Origin of the sequence: Desulfurivibrio dismutans (genome assembly GCF_029210385.1) — a bacterium.
GTDB lineage: Bacteria > Desulfobacterota > Desulfobulbia > Desulfobulbales > Desulfurivibrionaceae > Desulfurivibrio > Desulfurivibrio dismutans.
Genome location: NZ_JARGDQ010000007.1, coordinates 1 through 19,585 on the forward strand (window position 1 = coordinate 1; position 19,585 = coordinate 19,585).

Sequence of the window (19,585 nt, forward strand, 5' to 3'; positions counted from 1 at the left end):
AAATATGAGAGTCAAATTCAAACATGATAGCGTTTGACAGGAATGGAGAAGTTGGTGCACCTATAGAAAGCTGAAAATCATTATTCCTTTCTGGAAGACGAAATAAAATTCTTACCAACCGTTGTAAGTCTGTTGCTGACAATGAAAGTGTATTATTGGATTGTGAATATTTTAAAAAATCATCGCCTTTAATTGATGGGAAAAAATTTTTAAAATCTAATTTTAACAGATATGGTTTACTGGAGTGAGCCTTTGCATTCTGGAAAATGTTTTTTCCTTTCATATAAGCAGAAGCTGCCTGATGAACAGAGTAAGAAGGGAAAATATTTTTTATTACCCAATATTGTATCCTTTTAACCTCTTTGGCTGGTTGGGCAATTGTTCTAAAGCCACTACCCGATTTTTTTGGAATTTGATACACTTTGTAACGATAAGGGGCACTCCTGATCAAATAATCTAGCTTCGTTTTAGTGATTAGAAGATCGTCGGACATATTTCCTAATATTGTAGTCGGCATTTTTAGTCTCCAACTTGTCCGGTCGATTTTAAATATGAACGAAGGGCTCTATACTTCTCTTTTTGGTTTGTTTCATAAAAATCTACAAATTGATTTGCCCAGCGGTCAGCGTCACGATTTCTAGCAGTTTCAGTCTTATACTCCCATGAAATCCAATCATTTTGAGGTGCAGCAAGATAAAATTCATAATTCCGATAAGGTTTTAAGACAATAAGGCTAAGCGATTTCAGTAAACTTAAGTACCGTTTTACCGCCTTTTGATCGACATCAATTCCATAACCTTTTAATAAAAAAATGATCTCTTCTAATGTCGCCAGGTGAACAATTTTCAGAGAACTAATAATAAGTAGCATAATGTGACCTAGTTTCTTTTTATTAAAACTTGCAGTCTTTGGAAGTTTGCTAATCACAGACTCAATTGTTTCTGATAGGTCGATAGCATCAGAAAAGTCCTCAATGGTTATGTGGCAATCGTCATCTCTCTTTTTTTTCCAGTCATATATTGAAATTGGGTCGTCATTTCCGTTCTCTTTAGCAAGATTCTTAAGGAATGAAACTGGACCTCTCCAAATAAATGATTCTTGATGTGTGTCATCTTGATGCATCACAACAAGAAGTCTATCTTGGATCGTGTTCAGCACTGCAAATGACCCAAGTTCGGCAATAGACCCAGGGCTTTCAGAAAAAATCACAGTCAAAGAAGAGAGTTCTGCCAAATCTCTTTCAAAATGTAATAAATCTTGATAATCTGAATGGTCAAAATATTCGAAAATTTGTTCGGCAAGGACAACATTTTCACGAAAGGAGCAGCCATTTCGCTTGATGTAGGAATAGAATATGTCACGGCAGGACAAGAACTTATTCTGGTGGTTCTCAGAAATGCGCCCACCACAAAGAAAAATAAAGGAAGGAAATTGGACGATACGAGTTTTTGTTAAATCAACAGCGGATATCCATTCTGAATATATTTTTTCTGTTTTCAAAATAAGGCTCTTTACTGTGAGCGCGGCACGGTAGGCCGCTTTGGCTTATCGGCGAATACTTGGAGCCGGTGAGCCAAAGCGGCCTACCGTGCCAATAAAAGCCATCAATAGTTGCAAGTCCAGCGGAGCGCCGGACAAAGCTAAGTTAATTCAGCTTATTTCGCTAAAGAGCGTTTATACTTTCCATCAAAACTACAAACTTGTCAACATATATGCCTCTCAAACAGCTAGGCCGAACAAATAATTCTACGGGCCTGCATACCACCCGGCCACCAAGGCGGCTACTCTACCTTCCTGGGGCGAAAGATAAAAACGCGGATTTTTAGTGTCGTACCTATCACCCTTATTTGGCAAGCTAATTCATCAGAAATGGCGTGACAAGCCATTTCTGGGCGGAATGGGCCATAAACACCTACAGAACAACGCCAGATTCGGTCACCAAATGATGCAGCCGCTGGTCATGGGGTAGCAGGGGGAGTTGGGGTACTACCTGCAGGTCGAAGGCCAGGCCGATCCGTATTGCCTGGGGGGCGTGGTCGGCCAGGAAGCGGTCGTAATAGCCGCCGCCGTAGCCCAGGCGGCCGCCCTGGTGGTCGAAAACGCTGCCCGGCAGCAGGACCAGGTCGATTTCCGTTGGGTCCTGGGGTTGGCTGAAGGCCGGGTCCGGTTCGGGGATGCCGCAATAGCCGGGGCGTAGTTGGCGGTCCGGGTCGGTGAGTTGAAAAACTTCCAGGCGCTTTTCCTTTACCCGGGTCAGCGGTACCGCCAGGCGGCAGCCGGCCGGCAGGTGGGCGGCCAGGGCCGGCAGGGTTTCCACCTCGCTGCGGAAGTGCAGATAGACCATGACCACCCCGGCCCGGCGCATCGGCTTCCGGGCGGCCAGAGCGGCCAGGGCGACATGGATGGCGGCGCTTTTTTGCCGCCGCTGGGCGGGGGTTAAACCGTCCCGGGCGGTCAAAACCTGGTCTCGCAAGCGGCGGCGCTGTTCTTCGATCTGCATTGTTACCGACCTGTATTTAATGCTTACCTTATTGACCTGTAATAAATTTTTTCAATTTGCGGCAAAAGCACTCTCTTCATTTACGCGATGGCTACGAAAGAATAGTTTTAAATTTTCTTCTGCCCTTGATTCTGTAAATTGTAAAATCTCGATCGATTGTTGCAATTGTGTTTATGCTTAGCTTTTCTGCCAAGAAAACAAGGCAAGAATCTGCAAAATCCATTGGGAGGTCACGATATTTTGCAGTTAACTCTTTTAGCCGTTTGAAGTCTTCATTTTCAATATTGTGAACTTCAACAGCCCCACGATTCACCCACTCAATGAAATCAATTTGCGCATCTCTATTGAAGTCTAACAGATGCAGGGTTTCAGTTATTGACGCAAGAGTAGTGATGAGTGGTAACTTGTTGTTTTTTAAAAAATCTACGGCATCTTGGTGGTATTTGTCAGATGAGTCAAAAAGAGCGATTAACGGACCAGAGTCGATAAGAATTTTTTTCATTTTCTTTTTGCTCTGATCTTATTTTTTAATAGCTCTTTCCGGTTAGTCGATAAATTTGATAGGCCACTAGAGTATTTTCCAAATATATCTTCACCTAGTTCCCAAGGGCTAGGTTGGCTCAATTTGCCAAGATATTCTGAAATGCTTTTTCTAATTAATTCTGATTTGGTCAGGCCAAGATTCTTTGCCGTATTCTGAATAGCCTGCTCAAGTTTTGGATCTAATCTTAATGTGATCATCGTCGTATCCTCCGTATTACATATTGTAATGCGAAGGTGGATTGGTGTCAATTTTTTCTTTTCAGTACATAATGTTCAGCATAACCGGCCGGGAAATAGTCCCCTTACCCGTCCTCTTGATTGTTCCCGACCTGTATTTAATGCTTAGCTTATTGACCGGCATGGGTTATTTAAGGTAAATTCACTGAACACGCCCGGTTGATGTAACCGGGCGTAAACTTCCAGACCATCAAACATGGACAGCGGTCAAGGGTAACGTCGCCCCACCGCGAAAAAAATATGCCTGAATTACCGGAAGTGGAAGTAGTGCGCCAAGGCCTGGAGCCTTTGGTGCTGAACCGGCAAATCGCCCGGATCAGCGCCAGCGGCCTGCCTCTGCGCCGCCCCGTGCCCCTGGCCGAACTGTGCCAATGGGGCGAAGGCGCCCGGGTGACCGGGGTGGCCCGGCGGGCCAAATACCTGCTGCTGCACCTGGACAACGGCGCCCTGATGATCTTCCACCTGGGCATGACCGGCAAGATTTATCCGGCGACGAGTCGGGAACCGGCCCGCAAGCATGACCACCTGGTGCTGCACCTGGCCGCCGACCGCGGACCAGCCGGGTCGTCTAACCTGCAAATTATGGAGCCCGGTGAACAGCCACCGGTAATCGAAGCCATCCGCTTCAACGACTGCCGCCGCTTCGGGCTGGTCGCCGTCTTTGCCCCCGCCGAGGCCGCCGCCCCGCCGCTGCTGGCCGGGCTGGGGCCGGAGCCCCTGGACGAAAAGGCCTTCAGCCCCGCCTACCTGGCCCTGGCCTGCGCCCACCGGCGCACCCCGATCAAAAACCTGCTGATGGACAACAAGGTGGTGGTGGGCATCGGCAACATCTACGCCAGCGAGGTGCTGTTTGCCGCCGGGGTGCACCCGGAAACCTTAGCCCTGGCCGTTTCCCGACCCAAGCTGAAAAAGATCTGCGCCGCCGCCCGGCAGATATTGACCCGGGCCATTGCCGCCGGCGGCACCACCATTGTCGATTTTGCCAATGCCGCCGGCGAGTCGGGCTATTTCCAGGTGCAACTGGCCGTTTACGGGCGCGCCGGCCAGCCCTGTTGCCGTTGCGGCCGGGAAATTGCCCGCACGGTGCAGGCCGGGAGGGCGACTTATTTTTGCCCCCGGTGCCAGCGCCGCGCCAAGCCGCCGCAGCGCCGCCAGCCGTAATCAACCCGGCCCCGAATCGCAGGCTGGCCAACACCCGGGGGCCGCAGGTTGCGGCAAGCTTCGATGGCGACAGGTGATCGTTGGCAAAAAAACATTGTCTGGGCCAGAAAAACGGAACAAAATGAAGGCAGTGGCTCACTGTGTAAGTGCGAGCTGTTGCCCGCCACTCCATACAAGCAGGCCCCGATCCTGAGCTGTTAAAAACTGATTAAGGCGCCGACAACATGCCCATCGCTCAAAAAACGTCCGGCCGGACAAAGTTTTTAAAAATCATTCTGCCCCTGCTGATTCTCCTGCTGGGGTTTCTGCTCATGCAACTGCTGCTGTCCCAGCGCCGGGCGCCGGAGCCGCGGGAGGTCGAAGAACGCGGCGCCCTGGTGGAACTGCTGACCGTGCAGCCCGAGACCCGCCAGGTCTTGGTCCGGGGCAGCGGCACCGTCCGGGGGCAACAGGAAATCAGCATTATCCCCCGGGTCTCGGGCGAGGTTATCGCCCTGGGGCCGGATTTCGTCGCCGGGGGCTTTGTCCGGACCGGCGAGCTGCTCTTCCGCCTGGACCCGGCGGATTATGAACTGGCCCGGCAACGCGCCCGGGCTACGACGGCCCGAGCCGAGGCCCGGCTGGCGGAAATCTCCGAACGGGCCGCCGTCGCCCGCCAGGAGTGGCAGCGGTTTGAGCAGCGCGACGGGGCAAGGCTGGAACCCAGCCCCCTGGCCCTCTTTGAACCGCAACTGCAGGAGGCCCAAGCCGAACTGGCCGCCGCCGAGGCCGACCTGACCGCCGCCCGGCTGGACCTGGAGCGCACCTCGGTGCATGCCCCTTTCAACGCCCGGATCCGCCAGCGGCAACTGGAAATGGGCCAGTTCATCCAGGCGGGCGGCAATGTCGCCACTCTGACCGGCACCGACCAGGCGGAGATTGTGGTGCCGGTGCCCCAGGCCGAAGTCCCGTGGCTGGAGCTGCCCCGGCCGGGGGTGACGGCAAACGGCTCCCCCGCCCTGGTGAATTTTACTGTCGGCGACCAGGAGCACCAGTGGTCCGGCTTCCTGCGCCGGTCGTTGGGCGAGGTGGAAAGCCAGGGGCGGATGGTTCAACTGGTGATCGCCGTCGACGATCCCTACCAGCTTGCCGCCCCCCAGGCCACGCCGGTCTCGCTGCTGCCGGGGATGTTTGTCGGGGTTGAACTGGCCGGCCACCGCCTGGAGGAGGTCTTCGTGCTGCCCCGGCGGACTATCCGGGGAGACAGCACGGTCTGGCTGATGGATGAAGATAGTCGCCTGCGTTTGCGCCCGGTTAATATCGTGCGCCAGGAAAAGGAAATCGCGATCGTCGACCACGGGCTGGCGGCCGGCGACCGGGTGGTGCTCACCGAGCTAACCGGCGCGGTGGACGGCATGCTGCTGCGGGCCAACAACAACCGCGAGCAGGGCGGGCAAGTGGCGGGGGCAAAACCCGAATCTAAGCCGGAACAAGGAGCCGACCGGCCATGAACCGCCAGATTCAATGGATGGCCCATAACCACGTGGCCGCCACCCTGCTGCTGCTCTTCTTCACCCTGGGCGGCCTGATTACGGCCTTTACCATCAAGCAGGAGGTCTTTCCCGAGATCACCCTGGACCGGGTGACCATCACCGTCAACTATCCCGGCGCCAGCCCCGAAGAGGTTGAGGCGGGAATTGTTCTTCAGATCGAGGAGAGCATCGCCGCGGTTGACGGCATTAAAGAGATCAAATCCACCGCCGCCGAAGGACGGGCCACGGTCAACGCGGTGATCGACACCGGCGCCGACGTCGACCAGGTGCTGCAGGACATCAAGAGCGAAGTGGACCGGATCATCAGCTTTCCGGTCGATGCCGAGCAACCGGTGGTCAGCAAGGCGCTGATCCGCAGCGAGGTGATTTCGGTGGTGGTGTACGGCCCTGCCCCGGAGTTAACCTTGCGCCAGTGGGCGGAAATGATCCGCGACGATCTGCTGGAGTTGGAGGGCATCACCCAGGTTGAACTGACCGGGGTGCGGCCCTACGAGATTTCCATCGAGCTTGACGAGGAGATGCTGCGCCGCCACCAGCTTACCCTGGAAGGGGTGGCGGCCACGGTCCGCCAGGCTTCCCAGGATATTCCCGGCGGGGTGATCAGGGCCGAGGGCGGGGAGATTCTGCTGCGCACCAAGGAGCGCCGCTATACCGGCCGGGAACATGAAGATATCGTGGTCAAGGCCGACGCCGACGGTAGCCTGCTGCACCTGGGCGACATCGCCACGGTGCGCGACGGCTTTGAAGAGATCGACCTGATCAGCCGGTTCAACGGCCAGCCCGCCGCCATGGTCCAGGTTTTCCGGGTCGGCGACCAGAAACCCCGCGAAATTTCCGCCCTGATCCGCAATTATGTCCAGCAGCGGGAGATCGACACCGCCGAGACGGTGATCGACCTGGCCCTGTGGAACGACAACTCCGAGGTGCTGCAAAGTCGTTTTCAATTGCTGTTGAAAAACGCCGCCATCGGCCTGTTGCTGGTCTTTGTCATCTTAAGCCTGTTTCTGGAATTCAAACTTTCGCTCTGGATCATGCTGGGGCTGCCGGTCTCTTTTCTCGGGGCGCTGCTGTTCATGCCCGGCGTCGAGGTTTCCATCAACATGATGTCGCTGTTTGCCTTCATCATGGCCCTGGGGATTGTGGTGGACAACTCGGTGGTGGTGGGCGAGAGCATCCATGAACACCGGAGCCGGGGCAAGGAAAAGACCCAGGCGGCGGTGGAGGGCACCTGGGAAGTAGCGGTGCCGGTGGTCTTTTCGGTGCTGACCACGGTAGCGGCCTTTCTGCCGCTGCTTTTCATCACCGGCACCATGGGCAAGTTCATCTATTCAATTCCCCTGGTGGTGATCAGCATTCTGCTGGTCTCCCTGGCGGTCTCTCTCTTTGTTCTGCCCGCCCTGCTGGGCCGCCGGGAGAATGTTCCGGTCCCCAGCTCCGGGCTGGTGGGCAAAATCAAGGAGCTGCACCGGCGAGTCAATGACCTGCTGCAGGAGCTGATCAACGGCCCCTACCGGCGCACCCTGGACTTCTGCCTGCAGTATCGCGGCATCACCCTGGCCGCCGCCCTGGTCATGCTGATGCTGGCCGTCGGTGTGGTGGGAGGCGGGGTTGTCCAGTTTCGCTTCATGCCGGAGGTGGAGGGTGACACCATCCTGGTGGAACTGGAGATGCCCCAGGGCACCCTGGTGGAGGATACGGCCCGGGTCGAGGCCTTCATTGTGGAACAGGCTCAACAGGCCATCGCCGAGTTCGACGCCCGGCGAAAGGATGATCGCACCATCTTACGCCACCTCTATTCCATCATCGGCGGGACCGCGGCCCAGGGCGGTCCCGGCGGGGGCGGCGGCGACAGCGGCACCCACCTGGCCACCACCACCCTCTTTTTACAGCCCGCCGAGGTCCGCGAGGTGCCGGCCGCCGAGGTGGCCGCCCGCTGGCGGGAACTGGTGGGGGAGATTCCCGGCGTCCGCTCGCTGAGCTTTACCACCGACCTGGTACGTTTCGGCGACCACATCGATGTCCAGCTGGCCCACGACGACTTCGACACCCTGCTCACCGTCCGTGACCACCTGCAGGAGGAACTGGCCAAATACACCGGGGTCGGCGATATCGCCGACAATTTCCCCGAGGGCAAAAGAGAGCTGACCCTGCGCCTTAAACCGGCGGCCCGCAGCCTGGGGGTAACCGAGGAAGAGCTGGGGCGCCAGGTGCGCGGCGCCTTTTTCGGGGCCGAGGCCCTGCGGGTACAGCGGGGCCGCAACGAGGTCAGGGTCATGGTCCGCTATCCCGAGATGCAGCGGCGCAGTGTCTGGGACCTGGAACAGATGACCATCCGCACCCCGGCCGGCGGCGACGTTCCCCTGCTCCAGGCCGCCGAGGTTATCGACGGCCGGGGCTTTGCCGCCATCAATCGCACCGACCGCAAACGGGTGATCAATGTCACCGCCAGTGTCGACGAGCGCCAGGCCAATGCCGAGGAGATCCTGGCCGACCTGCAAAGCTCGGTCCTGGCTGAATTGATGGCCGATTTTCCGGGGCTCAGCTATGACCTGGAAGGGGAGGAAAAGGAGCGTCGGGAGTCCATGGGCAGCATGGCCCGGGGCTTTCTGCTGGCCCTGTTCGCCATCTACGCCCTGCTGGCTGTCCCGCTGCGGAGTTACATTCAGCCGCTGATCATCATGGCCGCCATCCCCTTCGGGATCGTCGGCGCCCTGCTGGGGCATCTGCTGCTGGGTTATAATTTGAGCATCCTGAGCGTGTTCGGCATCGTCGCTCTGTCCGGGGTGGTGGTCAACAACTCGCTGCTGCTGATTGACCGGATCAACCGCAACCGTCGCCAGCAGGGCTATGAGGGCGACTTGGGCAACTTGGACAATCGGCAGCAACCGCCGGACGGCCCAAGCCTGCCCAACGGCCCGGCAGGGCTGGGGAGATCAGAAGGTTCCGCCCGCGCCGCCACTACCCGCGAAGCGGTAATCGACGCCGGATGCCGCCGCTTCCGCCCCATCCTGCTCACCTCGCTGACCACCTTCGGCGGTCTTTTTCCCATGATCCTCGAAACCAGCGTGCAGGCCCAGTTCCTGATCCCCATGGCCATCAGCCTGGGCTTCGGGGTGCTCTTCTCCACCTTCATCACCCTGGTGCTGGTGCCCACCCTCTATATGGTACTGGAAAGGGAGCATACGTAGAGCATTAATTACCCTTACAACATGGCCGCACCCATCACCCACAGACCGATGGCGGTGGCGATCTGGGTCTTGTCGCCCATCTCCGTCAGGAAAAAGAGCACAAAGGTGGTGATGAAGGCCGTTTTGGGGATCTATTTTTTGTTGACATGCCGGTCGGCTGTAACTATTCAGTACGAAGTGACGGTTTTGAACAGACAAGCTGCACGGGTTTGTCGCTGGCACCCCGTACAGTTTGCCAGGACTCCGTAAGGGACTACGTATCAACTCACCTATCACCTGCTACTCACGGAGCTGAAAAAGCACGGGACGAATACAGCGACTTTCCCCTCCCCAGAAAATCATTCCAATATACAAGGAGATTAATATGGAACTGGAACGATGCCGTCAGGCCATTGAAAGTGCCATACAGAGCGAGATAGATGCCAGAAAATTTTATGAGCAGGTTGGTGAACGGATCAAGGATAGCTACCTTAAAGAGGTGTTTGCCGAGTTTGCCCAGGAAGAGGCCAAGCATGAGAAGATCCTGACCGAAATCCTGGAGCAGAAAAAAGTGAATGTCGCTCATTTTGACTTTCAAACGGATTTTCATGTGTCAGAGACCATTAAAATGCCAAAGGTTTCTGCAGAAATGGACCTGAAGAGTGCGATCGGCCTGGCCATGAAAAACGAAGAGATCGCCATGAAAAAATATACCAGCCTGGCGGAAAACTGTATCGACCCTGAATTGAAATCTGTTTTCATGAGCCTGGCAGCAATGGAACGGAGCCACAAGCATATTATGGAAGAAAAATTTGTGGATGTGGCCTACCCTGAGGTGTGGTAGGGAATCGTTTCAAAAATAAAGTGCCGGGCGATCATTTATCGCCCTTTGCCCCCCTGAGCTTCGCCGATCTGGCCGAGTTCATCCAGTACCACAACCCCCAAAACCGCCAACTGCAAAAGGCCATTGGGGTACCGAAAATAACCCCTAAGGCCGCTGACGCAGCTTCAGCTACTAAGACCGGAACAAGGCTCCGGTCTTAGTAGCTGAAAAGTGTCGCTGGAAATCATTTGACAACCGGCCCGGCGGTTGTTATCTACAGGGCACCAGTAACACAAAATAATAATATATAACAATATTCCGGGGAGGTCCAAAATGGTATTGCAACGCTACAAAACCGACCACAACATGCTGTTTTCGGGGGTTATCTTACTGGGACTGCTGACTTTGGGACCATTGCTGGCAGCCCCGGCGACCGCCGGCACTCTGCAGTTTTACGCCAATGGGGAAGAACTGGTCACCGAGGGTTTTCTGGCCCCCAAGCTGACCAAAGACGGCTGGCGCCTGACCTTTTCCCACGCCTATGTCACCCTGGCCGAGATTACCGCCTACCAGACCTCCCCTCCTTTTGACCCCCACGATCATAAAGACATCATCGCGGCGCAACGGATCAGCCTGCTTGGGGTGCATACCGTGGACCTGGCCGCCGGCACCGACGACGACCCGCCGGTACAGGTGGGTGAAGCAAGCCCGGCTCCGGCGGGACATTACAACGCCATTTCCTGGCGGATGCAACCTGCCGCTTCCGGGCCGGCCAAAGGTTACTCCATGCTGCTGATCGGCCAGGCCAGCAAAGGCGACCGGAAGGCTGAATTCACCATCGGCACCCGGGAAGAAGCCGTTTATCAATGCGGCGAGTTTGTCGGGGACCAGCGCAAGGGTTTTCTCACCGCCGGCGGCAGCGCCGACCTGGAGATGACCTTTCACTTCGATCACCTCTTTGGCCGGGCCGACAAGGCGGCTGACGCCCCCGTGAACCTGGCGGCCCCGGGCTTTACCCCCTTTGCCGCCGCCGGCAAAGTCCACGAAATCAGCATGGATGGCCTGCACCTGGGCCACGCCGGCGAAGGCCATTGCCGCCAGTAGAAGAAAAATCATGTTGATCAGGACCAAACAATCATACCGGGCGTTGGCGTCTGGACGAACCAGGAGCGTCAATCTGCCGGGCCTGCCTGTGCTGATGGCATTTTCAGCGCTGCTGATCGGCCTTGGCGGGCTGCTCCTGCCGGCTCCACCGGCGGCGGCCCACGGAGCCCTGGTGGAATACCGCCCGGCGCCGGGTATTGTCATCGAGGCCCGTTACGATACCGGGCAACCCATGGCGGAGGCCCAAATCATCGTTTACGCCCCGGACAACCCCACCGAAGCCTGGCACACCGGGACCAGCGATCAGCACGGCCGCTTCAGCTTCGTGCCGGACCCGGAGTTGACCGGTACCTGGACGGTGCAGGCCCGGCAGGGTGGCCACGGCGCCATGGCCCATATCGAGCTGGCCGCCGCGGACACACAACAGAAGGATCAAGCCACCGGCCCCGCCGCCGGGCCGCCGGCCACCACCTCCGGCCAGCGCTGGCTGATGGCCGGGGCGGTGATCTGGGGCTTTATCGGCACCGCCCTTTTCTTCCGTCGTCGGCCCAAAAACTGAAAAAACCCGACCGGCGACCATGTCACCCCACTCCATGTCACCCCACTCCATGACGATCCGGCAAAAAGTCCACGAATGTACTGGAAGGAATAGCGGAATGTCCTCTGCCTTACTACGCAACCTGACCATAGTAAGTGTTTTTTTGCTGCTGCTGGGCGGCGGCCCGGCAACAACGTCCTACGCCGGAAATGAAACCCGTACATTAAAGATTGCCGACGGCCGGGGCGACTGGGGATACCCCAACCCTTTTCTCCACTACCCCCGGGGGGTGGGTTATATTCGAATGTCCTGGGTGTTCGACACCCTGGTCTGGAAAGATGAAAGCGGCTTCATCCCGGCCCTGGCCCAGGAGTGGTCCTACGACCCGGAGCACCTGGCCTTCACCTTCAAGCTCAACCCCAAGGCCCGCTGGCATGACGGCGAACCCCTGACCGCCGCCGACGTGGTCTTCACCGTCGCATATTTCCAAAAACACCCCTACCACTGGGTCATGCTGGACCATGTCAAGGAAGCCAAGGCCATCGACCGCCACACCGTAACCATCTTCCTGACCCGGCCCTACGCCCCCTTTATCTCCAATATCGGCGGCATCATGCCGATTCTGCCCCGCCACATCTGGCAGGAGGTCAGCGACCCCCGTAATTTTAACGAACCCAGCGCCTTTATCGGCAGTGGTCCCTACGTTTTCAAGAATTTCGACCAGGCCCGGGGCAGTTACCTTTACGAGGCCTTTGCCGATTATTACCAGGGCCGGCCCACGGCGGAGCGCCTTATTTACCTGCGGGCCGGCCAGCCCCTAGTGGCCCTGACCGGCGGCCAGGCCGACCTGGCCAACATCCGCCCGGAGATGGCGGCCCAACTGCGGCAACGGGGTTTTGAAATTATTAGCGACCAGCGGGGCTGGAACAAAAAGCTGATGATCAACCACCGCCGCGCTCCCTTCAACGAGCGCAAATTCCGCCAGGCCCTGGCCCATGCCATCGACCGCCGGGAAATCATCGACCGGGCGCACCGGGGCTTTGGCGCCCCAGCCTCCTACGGCCTGCTCAGTGTTGACCACCCGATGTACAACCCGGACACCCCCGATTACCCCACCGACCAGGCCAAGGCCCGGCAGTTGCTGGAACACCTGGGCTACCGGGCCGACGCCCAGGGCTATTACCACCGCGACGGCCGGCCCCTCAAGGTGGAACTGCTGGCCTCCACCATCACCGCCGCCGGCGAAACCGCCGCCGACCGTGATGGCGAGGTAATCCGCCGGCAACTTAACGCCGTGGGCATCCGGGTGGAGCTGGTCAACCTGGAGCAGGCCACCACCGACAGTCGGGTGCGCAACTGGCAGTTTGATCTGGCCCTTTCCGGTCATGGCGGCATCGGCGGCGATCCCCTGATCCTGGTGGAGATGATCTCCGGCGAGGTCGGGGCCGGGTCCGTCAACAGCGCCCGGTTTGACGACAACCCGGAACTTGCCCGCCTGCTGCGCGAACAGATGACCGCCATGGACCCCGATGAGCGTCGGCGGCTGGTGCACCGCATCCAGGAGTTGCACGCCCTGGAGGTACCGGCCATCCCCCTCTACTACCCCGATTCCCTGGCCGCTTATCAACCGGCCAAAGGGGTACGGTGGTTCTTTACCCCCGGCGGTATCGGCAAGGGTGTGCCCATCCCCCAGAACAAGGTTTCCCTGCTGCCCTGAGCGATAATGAACACACGTCACCAGCCCCTTTACGCCTACCTGCTGGCCGCCCTGGTCATGGTCGGCCTGAGCTACGGCCTGCCGCTGCTTTTGCCGGGCGATTACATCGAGGCGGTTTACGGCTCCTCACAGGTGGTCCTGGATGCCGAGCAGGAGGCCCAACTCCGGCAAGAGCTGGGTGGCCGGAAGGGTTTTGCGGCCCACCTTTGGGGCCTGGTCACCCTGGACTGGGGCCATTCCCTGGCCCTGCAGACCCCGGTTTCCCGCCTGGTGCTGGAAGCCCTGCCCTGGACCCTGCTGTTGCTGGGCACTGCCCATCTCCTGGCCCTGGTCCTGGGCTTTATCGCCGGGGTGGAAGCGGCCTGGCGGCGGGGCGGGCGACTGGAAAAGGCCGGGGTCGGGGGCGCCACCATGCTCCAGGGGGTGCCGGAGATCGGCAGCGGAGTCCTGTTGCTGCTGCTGTTTGCCTACCACCTGGGCTGGTTTCCCGCCGGCGGGGCCACCACCGCCTATGCCGAGCTCAGCGGCGGCCCCTGGCTGCTGGATGTCCTCCATCACCTGGCCCTGCCCCTGCTCACCCTGGTACTGGCCTACCTGCCGGGCAATTTTCTGCTTACCCGGGCCGGCATGGTGATGATCCTGGGCAGCCCCTACCTGGAAACCGCCCGCGCCAAGGGGCTGCCGCCCCTGCGGGTACGCTACGTCCACGCGGCCCGCAACGCCCTGCTGCCGGTGCTGACCCGTTTCGGCCTGCGCCTGGCCTTCATGATCACCGGCGCCCTGGTGGTGGAGACCATCTTCGCCTACCCCGGCCTGGGCACGCTGCTGTTCACCGCCATCGGCAGCCGCGATTTGCCGGTGATCCAGGCGGTGGTGCTGCTGGCGGCCCTGCTGATGCTTTTGATCAACCTGGGGCTGGCCCTGCTCCACCGGCGACTGGACCCAAGGATCGGCCATGCCCTCTGAGTTTAACCGTATCCGCCGCGACCCCTGGCTGACCGTCGGCCTGCTGCTGTTACTGCTGCTGGCCGGTCTGAGCCTGCTGGGGCCGCTGCTGACCCCCCACGACCCCCACGATATGTCCTTCATGCCCTTAAGCACCCCTTCGGCCCAGCATTGGCTGGGGGTCAACGACGGCGGCATGGATATCTACTCCGAGCTGGTCCACAGCCTGCGCAACACCCTCTGGTTCGGCCTGCTGGCCGGGGTCTGCGGCCTGCTGCTGGGCGCAACCGGCGGCCTGGCGGCGGCCTGGTACGGCGGCTGGCTCGACCAGCTTTTGATGCGGCTGGCCGACATTATTCTGGCCCTGCCCGCCATTTTAGTACTGATCCTGCTGGCCGCCTTTTTCCGGCCCGACCCGGCCTGGCTGGCCCTGACCCTGGCCGCGCTGGCCTGGCCCAACAGCGCCAAGGTGATCCGGGCCCAGGCCCTGGGCCTGAAAAACCAACTCCACCTCCAGGCGGCCCGGCGGATGGGGGCCTCGGTCGGCTACCTGCTCCGCCGTCATCTGCTGCCCGAACTCTTTCCGCTCTATCTGGTGGCCCTGGCCGCCAAGATCCGGATGGCGGTCTTCATGGAGGCCACTTTGGCCTTTCTCGGCCTTTTTGACCCGGCTCGCAAGTCCCTGGGGATGATGATCAGCTATGCCCTGAAATATTATTACCTGGAAATCTGGCCCTACTGGCTGCTGCCCCCCATCATCTGCCTGACCCTGCTGATCATGGGCGCCACCTTCCTGGCCGTGAGCCTGGAAAAATTTTTCGACCCCCGCCTGCGCGAGCTGTGAGCTGAAGCGATGAAAACGGAAATCAAACAACTGACGGTGACCTACCGGGAGGATGACCACCGGCTGCTGGCCCTGGACCGGGTGGACCTGCAACTGCTACCGGGCCGGATCACCGCCCTAGTGGGGGAATCCGGCTCCGGCAAGACCACCCTGGGCAAGGCGCTGCTGGGCCTGCTGCCACCGGCGGCGACGGTTGACGGCCAAATCCTGCTGGGTGAGGATGACCTCACCGCTCTGGATGAAACCGCCCGCAACCAATTGCGCTGGCGGCGGGCGGCGGTGGTGCCGCAAAACGGGGCGGCGGCCCTCAACCCGGCTTACCGCCTGCTGGACCAGGTGGCGGAACCACTGCGCCGGCAGCGGGGCGTCAAGCGCCGGGAGGCCGAGGAGCGCGCCCTGGCGGGGCTGGCCGAACTGGGGCTGGACCGAGACCAGGCCCGCCGCTATCCCCATGAACTAAGCGGCGGCCAGGTGCAGCGAGGCCTGCTGGCCATGGCCCTGATTTTAGACCCGCCCCTGCTGATCCTGGACGAACCCACCGCCGCCCTGGACTGCCTGAGCAAAAACCACCTGGCCCAGCTCTTCCGCCGCCTGGCCGCCCAGCAAAAAAGCCTGCTGCTGATTACCCACGACCTGGCTCTGGCTCGGCAAACCGCCGACCAGGCGGCGGTGATCTACCTGGGCCGGATCATGGAATACCTGCCCGCCGGCCAACTGGACCGGGCCCGTCATCCGTACACTGTGGCTCTCTATCGTTCCTTTCCGGGGATGGATGCGGTCCGCGATCTGGGCGGCATTCGCGGCGATGCCTTCTACCGCCTCCTGCACGCCCATCCCGCCGTAAACGTCCAGCAGCACCGCACCTGCGGGCACGATCACCAACATCTGGTCACTCCGGCCAGCAACCACCCGGAAGAACACGCGCCGCCCGGCGCCGACGAGGACGGCCACGCGCCGGCGGCTGGCTGCCTCTTCGCTCCGCGCTGCACCCAGGCCGAGGACGCCTGCCGCCGGGAAGCTCCGGCCCTGAACCGTCTGCGGGAGCCGGACGCCCCCCAGCCGGATATTGACCAGGGCCACGAACACCAAATTCGCTGCCGGCGGGGCGGCATTATCGACCTGCTGTGCTGCCGGAAAACCAGCAAAAGCTACGGCCCGGTGACGGCCCTGCACCCCGTGGACCTGGAACTGCGGGCCGGCGAGGTCTGCTGCCTGGTGGGGGAATCGGGTTCCGGCAAGACCACCCTGGCCATGCTGGCCGCCGGGGCGCTGGAGCCGGACCGCGGCCGGGTGAGTTTTGCCGGCCGGGATCTGGCGGACTGGCGGCGCCGCGATCCCCTGGGGCTGGCTGCCCGGATCGGCATCATCCACCAGCAACCGGCCGAGGCGGTAAGCCACCGCTTCACCGTCTTTGAGATCGTGGCCGAACCCTTGCGTATTCAACGCCCGGACCTGGATGCCGCCGCCCTTGAACAGCGGGTGCTGACCAGCTTGGCCGAGGTCCGCCTGGCCACCCAGCCGGAATTTCTGCGCCGCTACCCCCATCAGTTGAACCTGGGGGCCATCCAGCGCCTCTGCCTGGCCCGGGCCCTGATCCAGCAACCGCAACTGCTGGTGGCCGACGAGCCCACCAGCGCCCTGGACCCCAGCGTCCAGGCCAAGGTGCTCAAGCTGCTGCTGGAGTTGCAGATTGAAAAGGGGCTGACCCTGCTGCTGGTCACCCACGACCTGGGGCTGGCCCGCAAAATCGCCGACCGGCTGGCGGTAATGGAGGCCGGCCGCCTGGTGGAAAGCGGCCCGGCGGCCCGGGTACTGAGTCGACCGGCGCATTCCTGCACCGCCCGCCTCATAGCCGCCGCGACAACCACTTGACATCAATCAATTTTATTCAACAATTCAGCATGGAGGCAAAAAAATGTCCTGTACCCTCTCCCCCGAAACCATCAAACAAGTAACCGAATTTCACGGCCACTGGTGTCCGGGCTTGGCCATCGGCCTGCGGGCCGCCGAGTGGGCCCTACGTGAAATGGGTCGCTCCGGCGACGAGGAAATAGTGACAGTGGTGGAAACCGACATGTGCGGCGTTGATGCCATCCAGGCGCTGGTGGGCTGCACTTTCGGCAAGGGCAACCTGATCCATCTCGATTACGGCAAAAACGCTTTCACCTTCCACCGCCGCCGGGACGGCAAGGCGGCCCGGCTGGTGGCCAGCTCCTGCCTCTTCGGGGAATCCCGCCAGGAGCTGGGCCGGCTGATGGCCAAACAAAAACAGCAGGTGTTGAACCCGGAGGAGCAGCAGCGCCTGGCCGACCTGCGAGCGGAAATCTCCCACCAGACCATGTCCGCCCCTTTTGAGGAACTGTTCACCATTAAGGCCGCCGGCCCGCTGCCCGCCAAGGCTCGGATCATGAACAGCCTCACCTGCGAGGAGTGCGGCGAAGGCACCATGGAGAGCCGCACCCGCCGGTTCCAGGAGAAGACTCTGTGCATCCCCTGCTTCGCCGACCGGGAAAGGAGGCTTTAGGGCCCGTCGCCCCACCAGCTCCCCCACCATCCGCCCACGGACGACGGGCGAGCTTTTTATTGTTTCATTTTTTTCTTTAATTTCCCTTTAACACGAAATCCATGCCCATAATTATGGCCATATGCCCACAACAGAAAGTGGTGCTCGAACCGATAAACCACGTCAGCGCCGCTGCTCTACGTGATCAATTTCGCCCTGAGCACCCTGGTGGGCCGAGGCAATCCCGAACCCGCAACGGGCGCTGATCATTTTCAGCCCGTTAAAGCAACAGGTTTTAATCTAGCCGAACAGATGCGACAATTCATCACGTTGACTTACCGACGCCCCCTTGCTAGCCTGAACACAGGCTTAACATATAATTTACCGACCAACTGTCAGCCAATAGTACCCGCAAGCGGACCACGAAGGAGGTAGACCGATGAAAACCTTGAACGTTTCCCTGTTCAGCGTAGCATTCAGCATGGTTCTGGGCTTATGGCTGCTGCCCGGTGTCGCTCAAGCCATGGGCGAGGTTGACCCCCAGCTTTTCCCTTATAACCCTTCTCTGCTACGTTACCAGCCAAGCCAGGCGACCTTCACCCCGCCCCAGACCTGCGCCGGATGCCATCCCCGCCAGTATGAGGAGTGGACCGCCTCCATGCATGCCCTGGCCTGGCAGGACCCGGTCTACCAGGGCGAACTGGCCAAAGCCCTTGATGAGGTGGGCCCCGAGGTGGCCAAACAGTGCATCGGTTGCCACACCCCCGCCGGGCTGGTCACCGGCGAAGTCTCCGGGGCCGGCGTCAGCGGCCTGAGCGACATGGCCCTGGCCGGAGTTTCCTGCGATGTCTGTCATTCAGTCAGCGGCCACAGCGGCTGGGAAACCCCATACCGGCAGCCGGAAAACGCATCCCTTATTCTCTCACCGGGGCGGGACACCGCCGATGGCCCGGTACGGACCAAATACGGCCCCTATGCCGACCAGGACCACTGCGGGGCCGGTTTTCACGAGTGCGTCGAGCAGCCCCTCCACAAGCAGGCCGAACTGTGCGCCAACTGCCACCAGGTCCACCATTATCAAACCCACACCCCGCTGGAGTCCACTTACCGGGAATGGAAGGACGGGCCCTACCAGGTCAACGGCATCACCTGCCAGGACTGCCACATGGTCGATATCGCCACCTTCCTGCGCTCGGCCGACACTTTCCAGAAGCCGCAAAGAGGGGAATACCGCCACTACTTCAACGGAGCCAACTTCCTGGTTTATTTCCTGGTGGAACAGGCCGCTTTGAAGGCCGGCGATGCCAAGCTGGCCGCTAACGCCAGGGAAAAGTACGAAATGGCCGTGGCCCGCCTTCAGACCGCCGCCGACCTGGAACTGACCCCCATCTACCGTGATGAGCAATTGGCCGAGCTCCGGGTGCGGGTAAAAAACCGGCGGGCCGGCCATAATCTGCCTACCTCACTGACCAACATCCGCCAGATCTGGCTGGAAATGACGGTCAAGGACGCTGCCGGGAAAGTGGTCATGACCACCGGCACCGTGGACGAACAGGGCAAGCTGCCTCCCTATGTCCGCAAATTCAACTCCGAAGGAATGGGAGAGAACTTTCATTTCGCCCTGGACCCCTGGGAAGTTATTTCCTTTGCCCGCCACGACACCATTCCCCCCAGAGGTTACCGGGATGTTTACTACGGAGTGAACCCAGGCCATCATCAAGGACCCTTCACCGCCGAGGTCACCCTGCGCTACCGCCAGGCCGAGCAGAAGGTGGCCCACGCCTTGCTGGCGGCGGTACCGGAAGATATCGACCTGGCTGAAATTTATGGCCTCACGGCCATGCCGGACCTGCCGGTGGTGGACATGGTCAGCATCACCCAGACCATTACCGCCGATCGCTAACAGCCCGGAGCATGAACAGGCTGTCCGGTGCGCAATGCGGCGGGGGCGCCATGGCACCCCGCCCTCGC

General features: G+C 59.7%; 18 protein-coding genes. 12 read left to right on the forward strand and 6 right to left on the reverse strand.

Going from position 1 to position 19,585, the window contains the following annotated elements:
* The 5 genes from P0N66_RS08985 to P0N66_RS09005 form a co-directional block, all read right to left on the reverse strand.
* A partial coding sequence (locus tag P0N66_RS08985; RefSeq protein ID WP_275804524.1) for a reverse transcriptase domain-containing protein occupies nucleotides 1-517 on the reverse strand: 517 nt, incomplete at its 3' end.
* Between the two features lie 2 nt (nucleotides 518-519).
* Nucleotides 520-1,500, reverse strand: a complete 981-nt coding sequence (locus tag P0N66_RS08990; RefSeq protein ID WP_275804526.1) for a retron St85 family effector protein — start codon at nucleotides 1,498-1,500, stop codon at nucleotides 520-522.
* A 412-nt stretch (nucleotides 1,501-1,912) separates the two neighbouring features.
* The gene (locus P0N66_RS08995; RefSeq protein ID WP_275804528.1) at nucleotides 1,913-2,500 is read right to left on the reverse strand and encodes a 5-formyltetrahydrofolate cyclo-ligase; all 588 of its coding nucleotides are present in this window, start codon (nucleotides 2,498-2,500) and stop codon (nucleotides 1,913-1,915) included.
* 91 nt (nucleotides 2,501-2,591) lie between these two features.
* Nucleotides 2,592-3,002, reverse strand: coding sequence for a type II toxin-antitoxin system VapC family toxin (locus P0N66_RS09000; protein ID WP_275804530.1), 411 nt, complete (start codon nucleotides 3,000-3,002; stop codon nucleotides 2,592-2,594).
* The gene (locus tag P0N66_RS09005) at nucleotides 2,999-3,241 is read right to left on the reverse strand and encodes a ribbon-helix-helix protein, CopG family (protein ID WP_275804532.1); all 243 of its coding nucleotides are present in this window, start codon (nucleotides 3,239-3,241) and stop codon (nucleotides 2,999-3,001) included. The genes P0N66_RS09000 and P0N66_RS09005 overlap by 4 nt, the downstream gene beginning before the upstream one ends.
* A 279-nt stretch (nucleotides 3,242-3,520) precedes the next feature.
* Between P0N66_RS09005 and mutM the strand changes: the two genes are divergently transcribed.
* The 3 genes from mutM (at nucleotide 3,521) to P0N66_RS09020 (ending at nucleotide 9,161) form a co-directional block, all read left to right on the forward strand.
* Nucleotides 3,521-4,441, forward strand: coding sequence for a bifunctional DNA-formamidopyrimidine glycosylase/DNA-(apurinic or apyrimidinic site) lyase (gene mutM, locus P0N66_RS09010; protein WP_275804534.1), 921 nt, complete (start codon nucleotides 3,521-3,523; stop codon nucleotides 4,439-4,441).
* Between the two features lie 224 nt (nucleotides 4,442-4,665).
* Complete coding sequence (locus P0N66_RS09015) at nucleotides 4,666-5,931, forward strand: efflux RND transporter periplasmic adaptor subunit (RefSeq protein ID WP_275804536.1); 1,266 nt, start codon at nucleotides 4,666-4,668, stop codon at nucleotides 5,929-5,931.
* Nucleotides 5,928-9,161, forward strand: a complete 3,234-nt coding sequence (locus P0N66_RS09020) for an efflux RND transporter permease subunit (protein WP_275804538.1) — start codon at nucleotides 5,928-5,930, stop codon at nucleotides 9,159-9,161. The genes P0N66_RS09015 and P0N66_RS09020 overlap by 4 nt, the downstream gene beginning before the upstream one ends.
* A gap of 14 nt (nucleotides 9,162-9,175) precedes the next feature.
* Here P0N66_RS09020 and P0N66_RS09025 read toward each other — a convergent pair whose 3' ends face one another.
* The gene (locus P0N66_RS09025; protein WP_338140555.1) at nucleotides 9,176-9,292 is read right to left on the reverse strand and encodes a TMEM165/GDT1 family protein; all 117 of its coding nucleotides are present in this window, start codon (nucleotides 9,290-9,292) and stop codon (nucleotides 9,176-9,178) included.
* 233 nt (nucleotides 9,293-9,525) lie between these two features.
* Here P0N66_RS09025 and P0N66_RS09030 point away from each other — a divergent pair, with 233 nt between their 5' ends.
* The 9 genes from P0N66_RS09030 to P0N66_RS09070 all read left to right on the forward strand — a co-directional run bounded on the left by P0N66_RS09030 (nucleotide 9,526) and on the right by P0N66_RS09070 (nucleotide 19,517).
* Nucleotides 9,526-9,984, forward strand: coding sequence for a ferritin-like domain-containing protein (locus tag P0N66_RS09030; protein WP_275804540.1), 459 nt, complete (start codon nucleotides 9,526-9,528; stop codon nucleotides 9,982-9,984).
* Nucleotides 9,985-10,296: 312 nt separating this feature from the next.
* Complete coding sequence (locus tag P0N66_RS09035) at nucleotides 10,297-11,067, forward strand: hypothetical protein (protein ID WP_275804542.1); 771 nt, start codon at nucleotides 10,297-10,299, stop codon at nucleotides 11,065-11,067.
* 94 nt (nucleotides 11,068-11,161) lie between these two features.
* Entirely contained in the window at nucleotides 11,162-11,626 is a 465-nt protein-coding gene (locus P0N66_RS09040; RefSeq protein WP_275804544.1) for a carboxypeptidase-like regulatory domain-containing protein, read from the forward strand.
* 97 nt (nucleotides 11,627-11,723) lie between these two features.
* The gene (locus tag P0N66_RS09045; protein WP_275804546.1) at nucleotides 11,724-13,322 is read left to right on the forward strand and encodes an ABC transporter substrate-binding protein; all 1,599 of its coding nucleotides are present in this window, start codon (nucleotides 11,724-11,726) and stop codon (nucleotides 13,320-13,322) included.
* A 6-nt stretch (nucleotides 13,323-13,328) separates the two neighbouring features.
* Nucleotides 13,329-14,288, forward strand: a complete 960-nt coding sequence (locus tag P0N66_RS09050; RefSeq protein ID WP_275804548.1) for an ABC transporter permease — start codon at nucleotides 13,329-13,331, stop codon at nucleotides 14,286-14,288.
* Nucleotides 14,278-15,111: an ABC transporter permease gene (locus tag P0N66_RS09055; protein WP_275804550.1), complete on the forward strand. Its 834-nt coding sequence runs from the start codon at nucleotides 14,278-14,280 to the stop codon at nucleotides 15,109-15,111. The genes P0N66_RS09050 and P0N66_RS09055 overlap by 11 nt, the downstream gene beginning before the upstream one ends.
* A gap of 9 nt (nucleotides 15,112-15,120) precedes the next feature.
* Nucleotides 15,121-16,983, forward strand: coding sequence for an ABC transporter ATP-binding protein (locus tag P0N66_RS09060; protein ID WP_275804551.1), 1,863 nt, complete (start codon nucleotides 15,121-15,123; stop codon nucleotides 16,981-16,983).
* 43 nt (nucleotides 16,984-17,026) lie between these two features.
* Complete coding sequence (locus P0N66_RS09065; protein WP_275804553.1) at nucleotides 17,027-17,635, forward strand: FmdE family protein; 609 nt, start codon at nucleotides 17,027-17,029, stop codon at nucleotides 17,633-17,635.
* A 418-nt stretch (nucleotides 17,636-18,053) separates the two neighbouring features.
* Entirely contained in the window at nucleotides 18,054-19,517 is a 1,464-nt protein-coding gene (locus P0N66_RS09070; protein WP_275804555.1) for a cytochrome c family protein, read from the forward strand.
* Nucleotides 19,518-19,585: the final 68 nt, after the last annotated feature.

Coding starts and splice junctions, on each gene's coding strand:
- P0N66_RS08995 (WP_275804528.1), bottom strand. CDS start 2,500: ATGCAGATCGAAGAACAGCGCCGCCGCTTGCGAGACCAGGTTTTGACC.
- P0N66_RS09000 (WP_275804530.1), bottom strand. CDS start 3,002: ATGAAAAAAATTCTTATCGACTCTGGTCCGTTAATCGCTCTTTTTGAC.
- P0N66_RS09005 (WP_275804532.1), bottom strand. CDS start 3,241: ATGATCACATTAAGATTAGATCCAAAACTTGAGCAGGCTATTCAGAAT.
- mutM (WP_275804534.1), top strand. CDS start 3,521: ATGCCTGAATTACCGGAAGTGGAAGTAGTGCGCCAAGGCCTGGAGCCT.
- P0N66_RS09015 (WP_275804536.1), top strand. CDS start 4,666: ATGCCCATCGCTCAAAAAACGTCCGGCCGGACAAAGTTTTTAAAAATC.
- P0N66_RS09020 (WP_275804538.1), top strand. CDS start 5,928: ATGAACCGCCAGATTCAATGGATGGCCCATAACCACGTGGCCGCCACC.
- P0N66_RS09030 (WP_275804540.1), top strand. CDS start 9,526: ATGGAACTGGAACGATGCCGTCAGGCCATTGAAAGTGCCATACAGAGC.
- P0N66_RS09035 (WP_275804542.1), top strand. CDS start 10,297: ATGGTATTGCAACGCTACAAAACCGACCACAACATGCTGTTTTCGGGG.
- P0N66_RS09040 (WP_275804544.1), top strand. CDS start 11,162: ATGGCATTTTCAGCGCTGCTGATCGGCCTTGGCGGGCTGCTCCTGCCG.
- P0N66_RS09045 (WP_275804546.1), top strand. CDS start 11,724: ATGTCCTCTGCCTTACTACGCAACCTGACCATAGTAAGTGTTTTTTTG.
- P0N66_RS09050 (WP_275804548.1), top strand. CDS start 13,329: ATGAACACACGTCACCAGCCCCTTTACGCCTACCTGCTGGCCGCCCTG.
- P0N66_RS09055 (WP_275804550.1), top strand. CDS start 14,278: ATGCCCTCTGAGTTTAACCGTATCCGCCGCGACCCCTGGCTGACCGTC.
- P0N66_RS09060 (WP_275804551.1), top strand. CDS start 15,121: ATGAAAACGGAAATCAAACAACTGACGGTGACCTACCGGGAGGATGAC.
- P0N66_RS09065 (WP_275804553.1), top strand. CDS start 17,027: ATGTCCTGTACCCTCTCCCCCGAAACCATCAAACAAGTAACCGAATTT.
- P0N66_RS09070 (WP_275804555.1), top strand. CDS start 18,054: ATGAAAACCTTGAACGTTTCCCTGTTCAGCGTAGCATTCAGCATGGTT.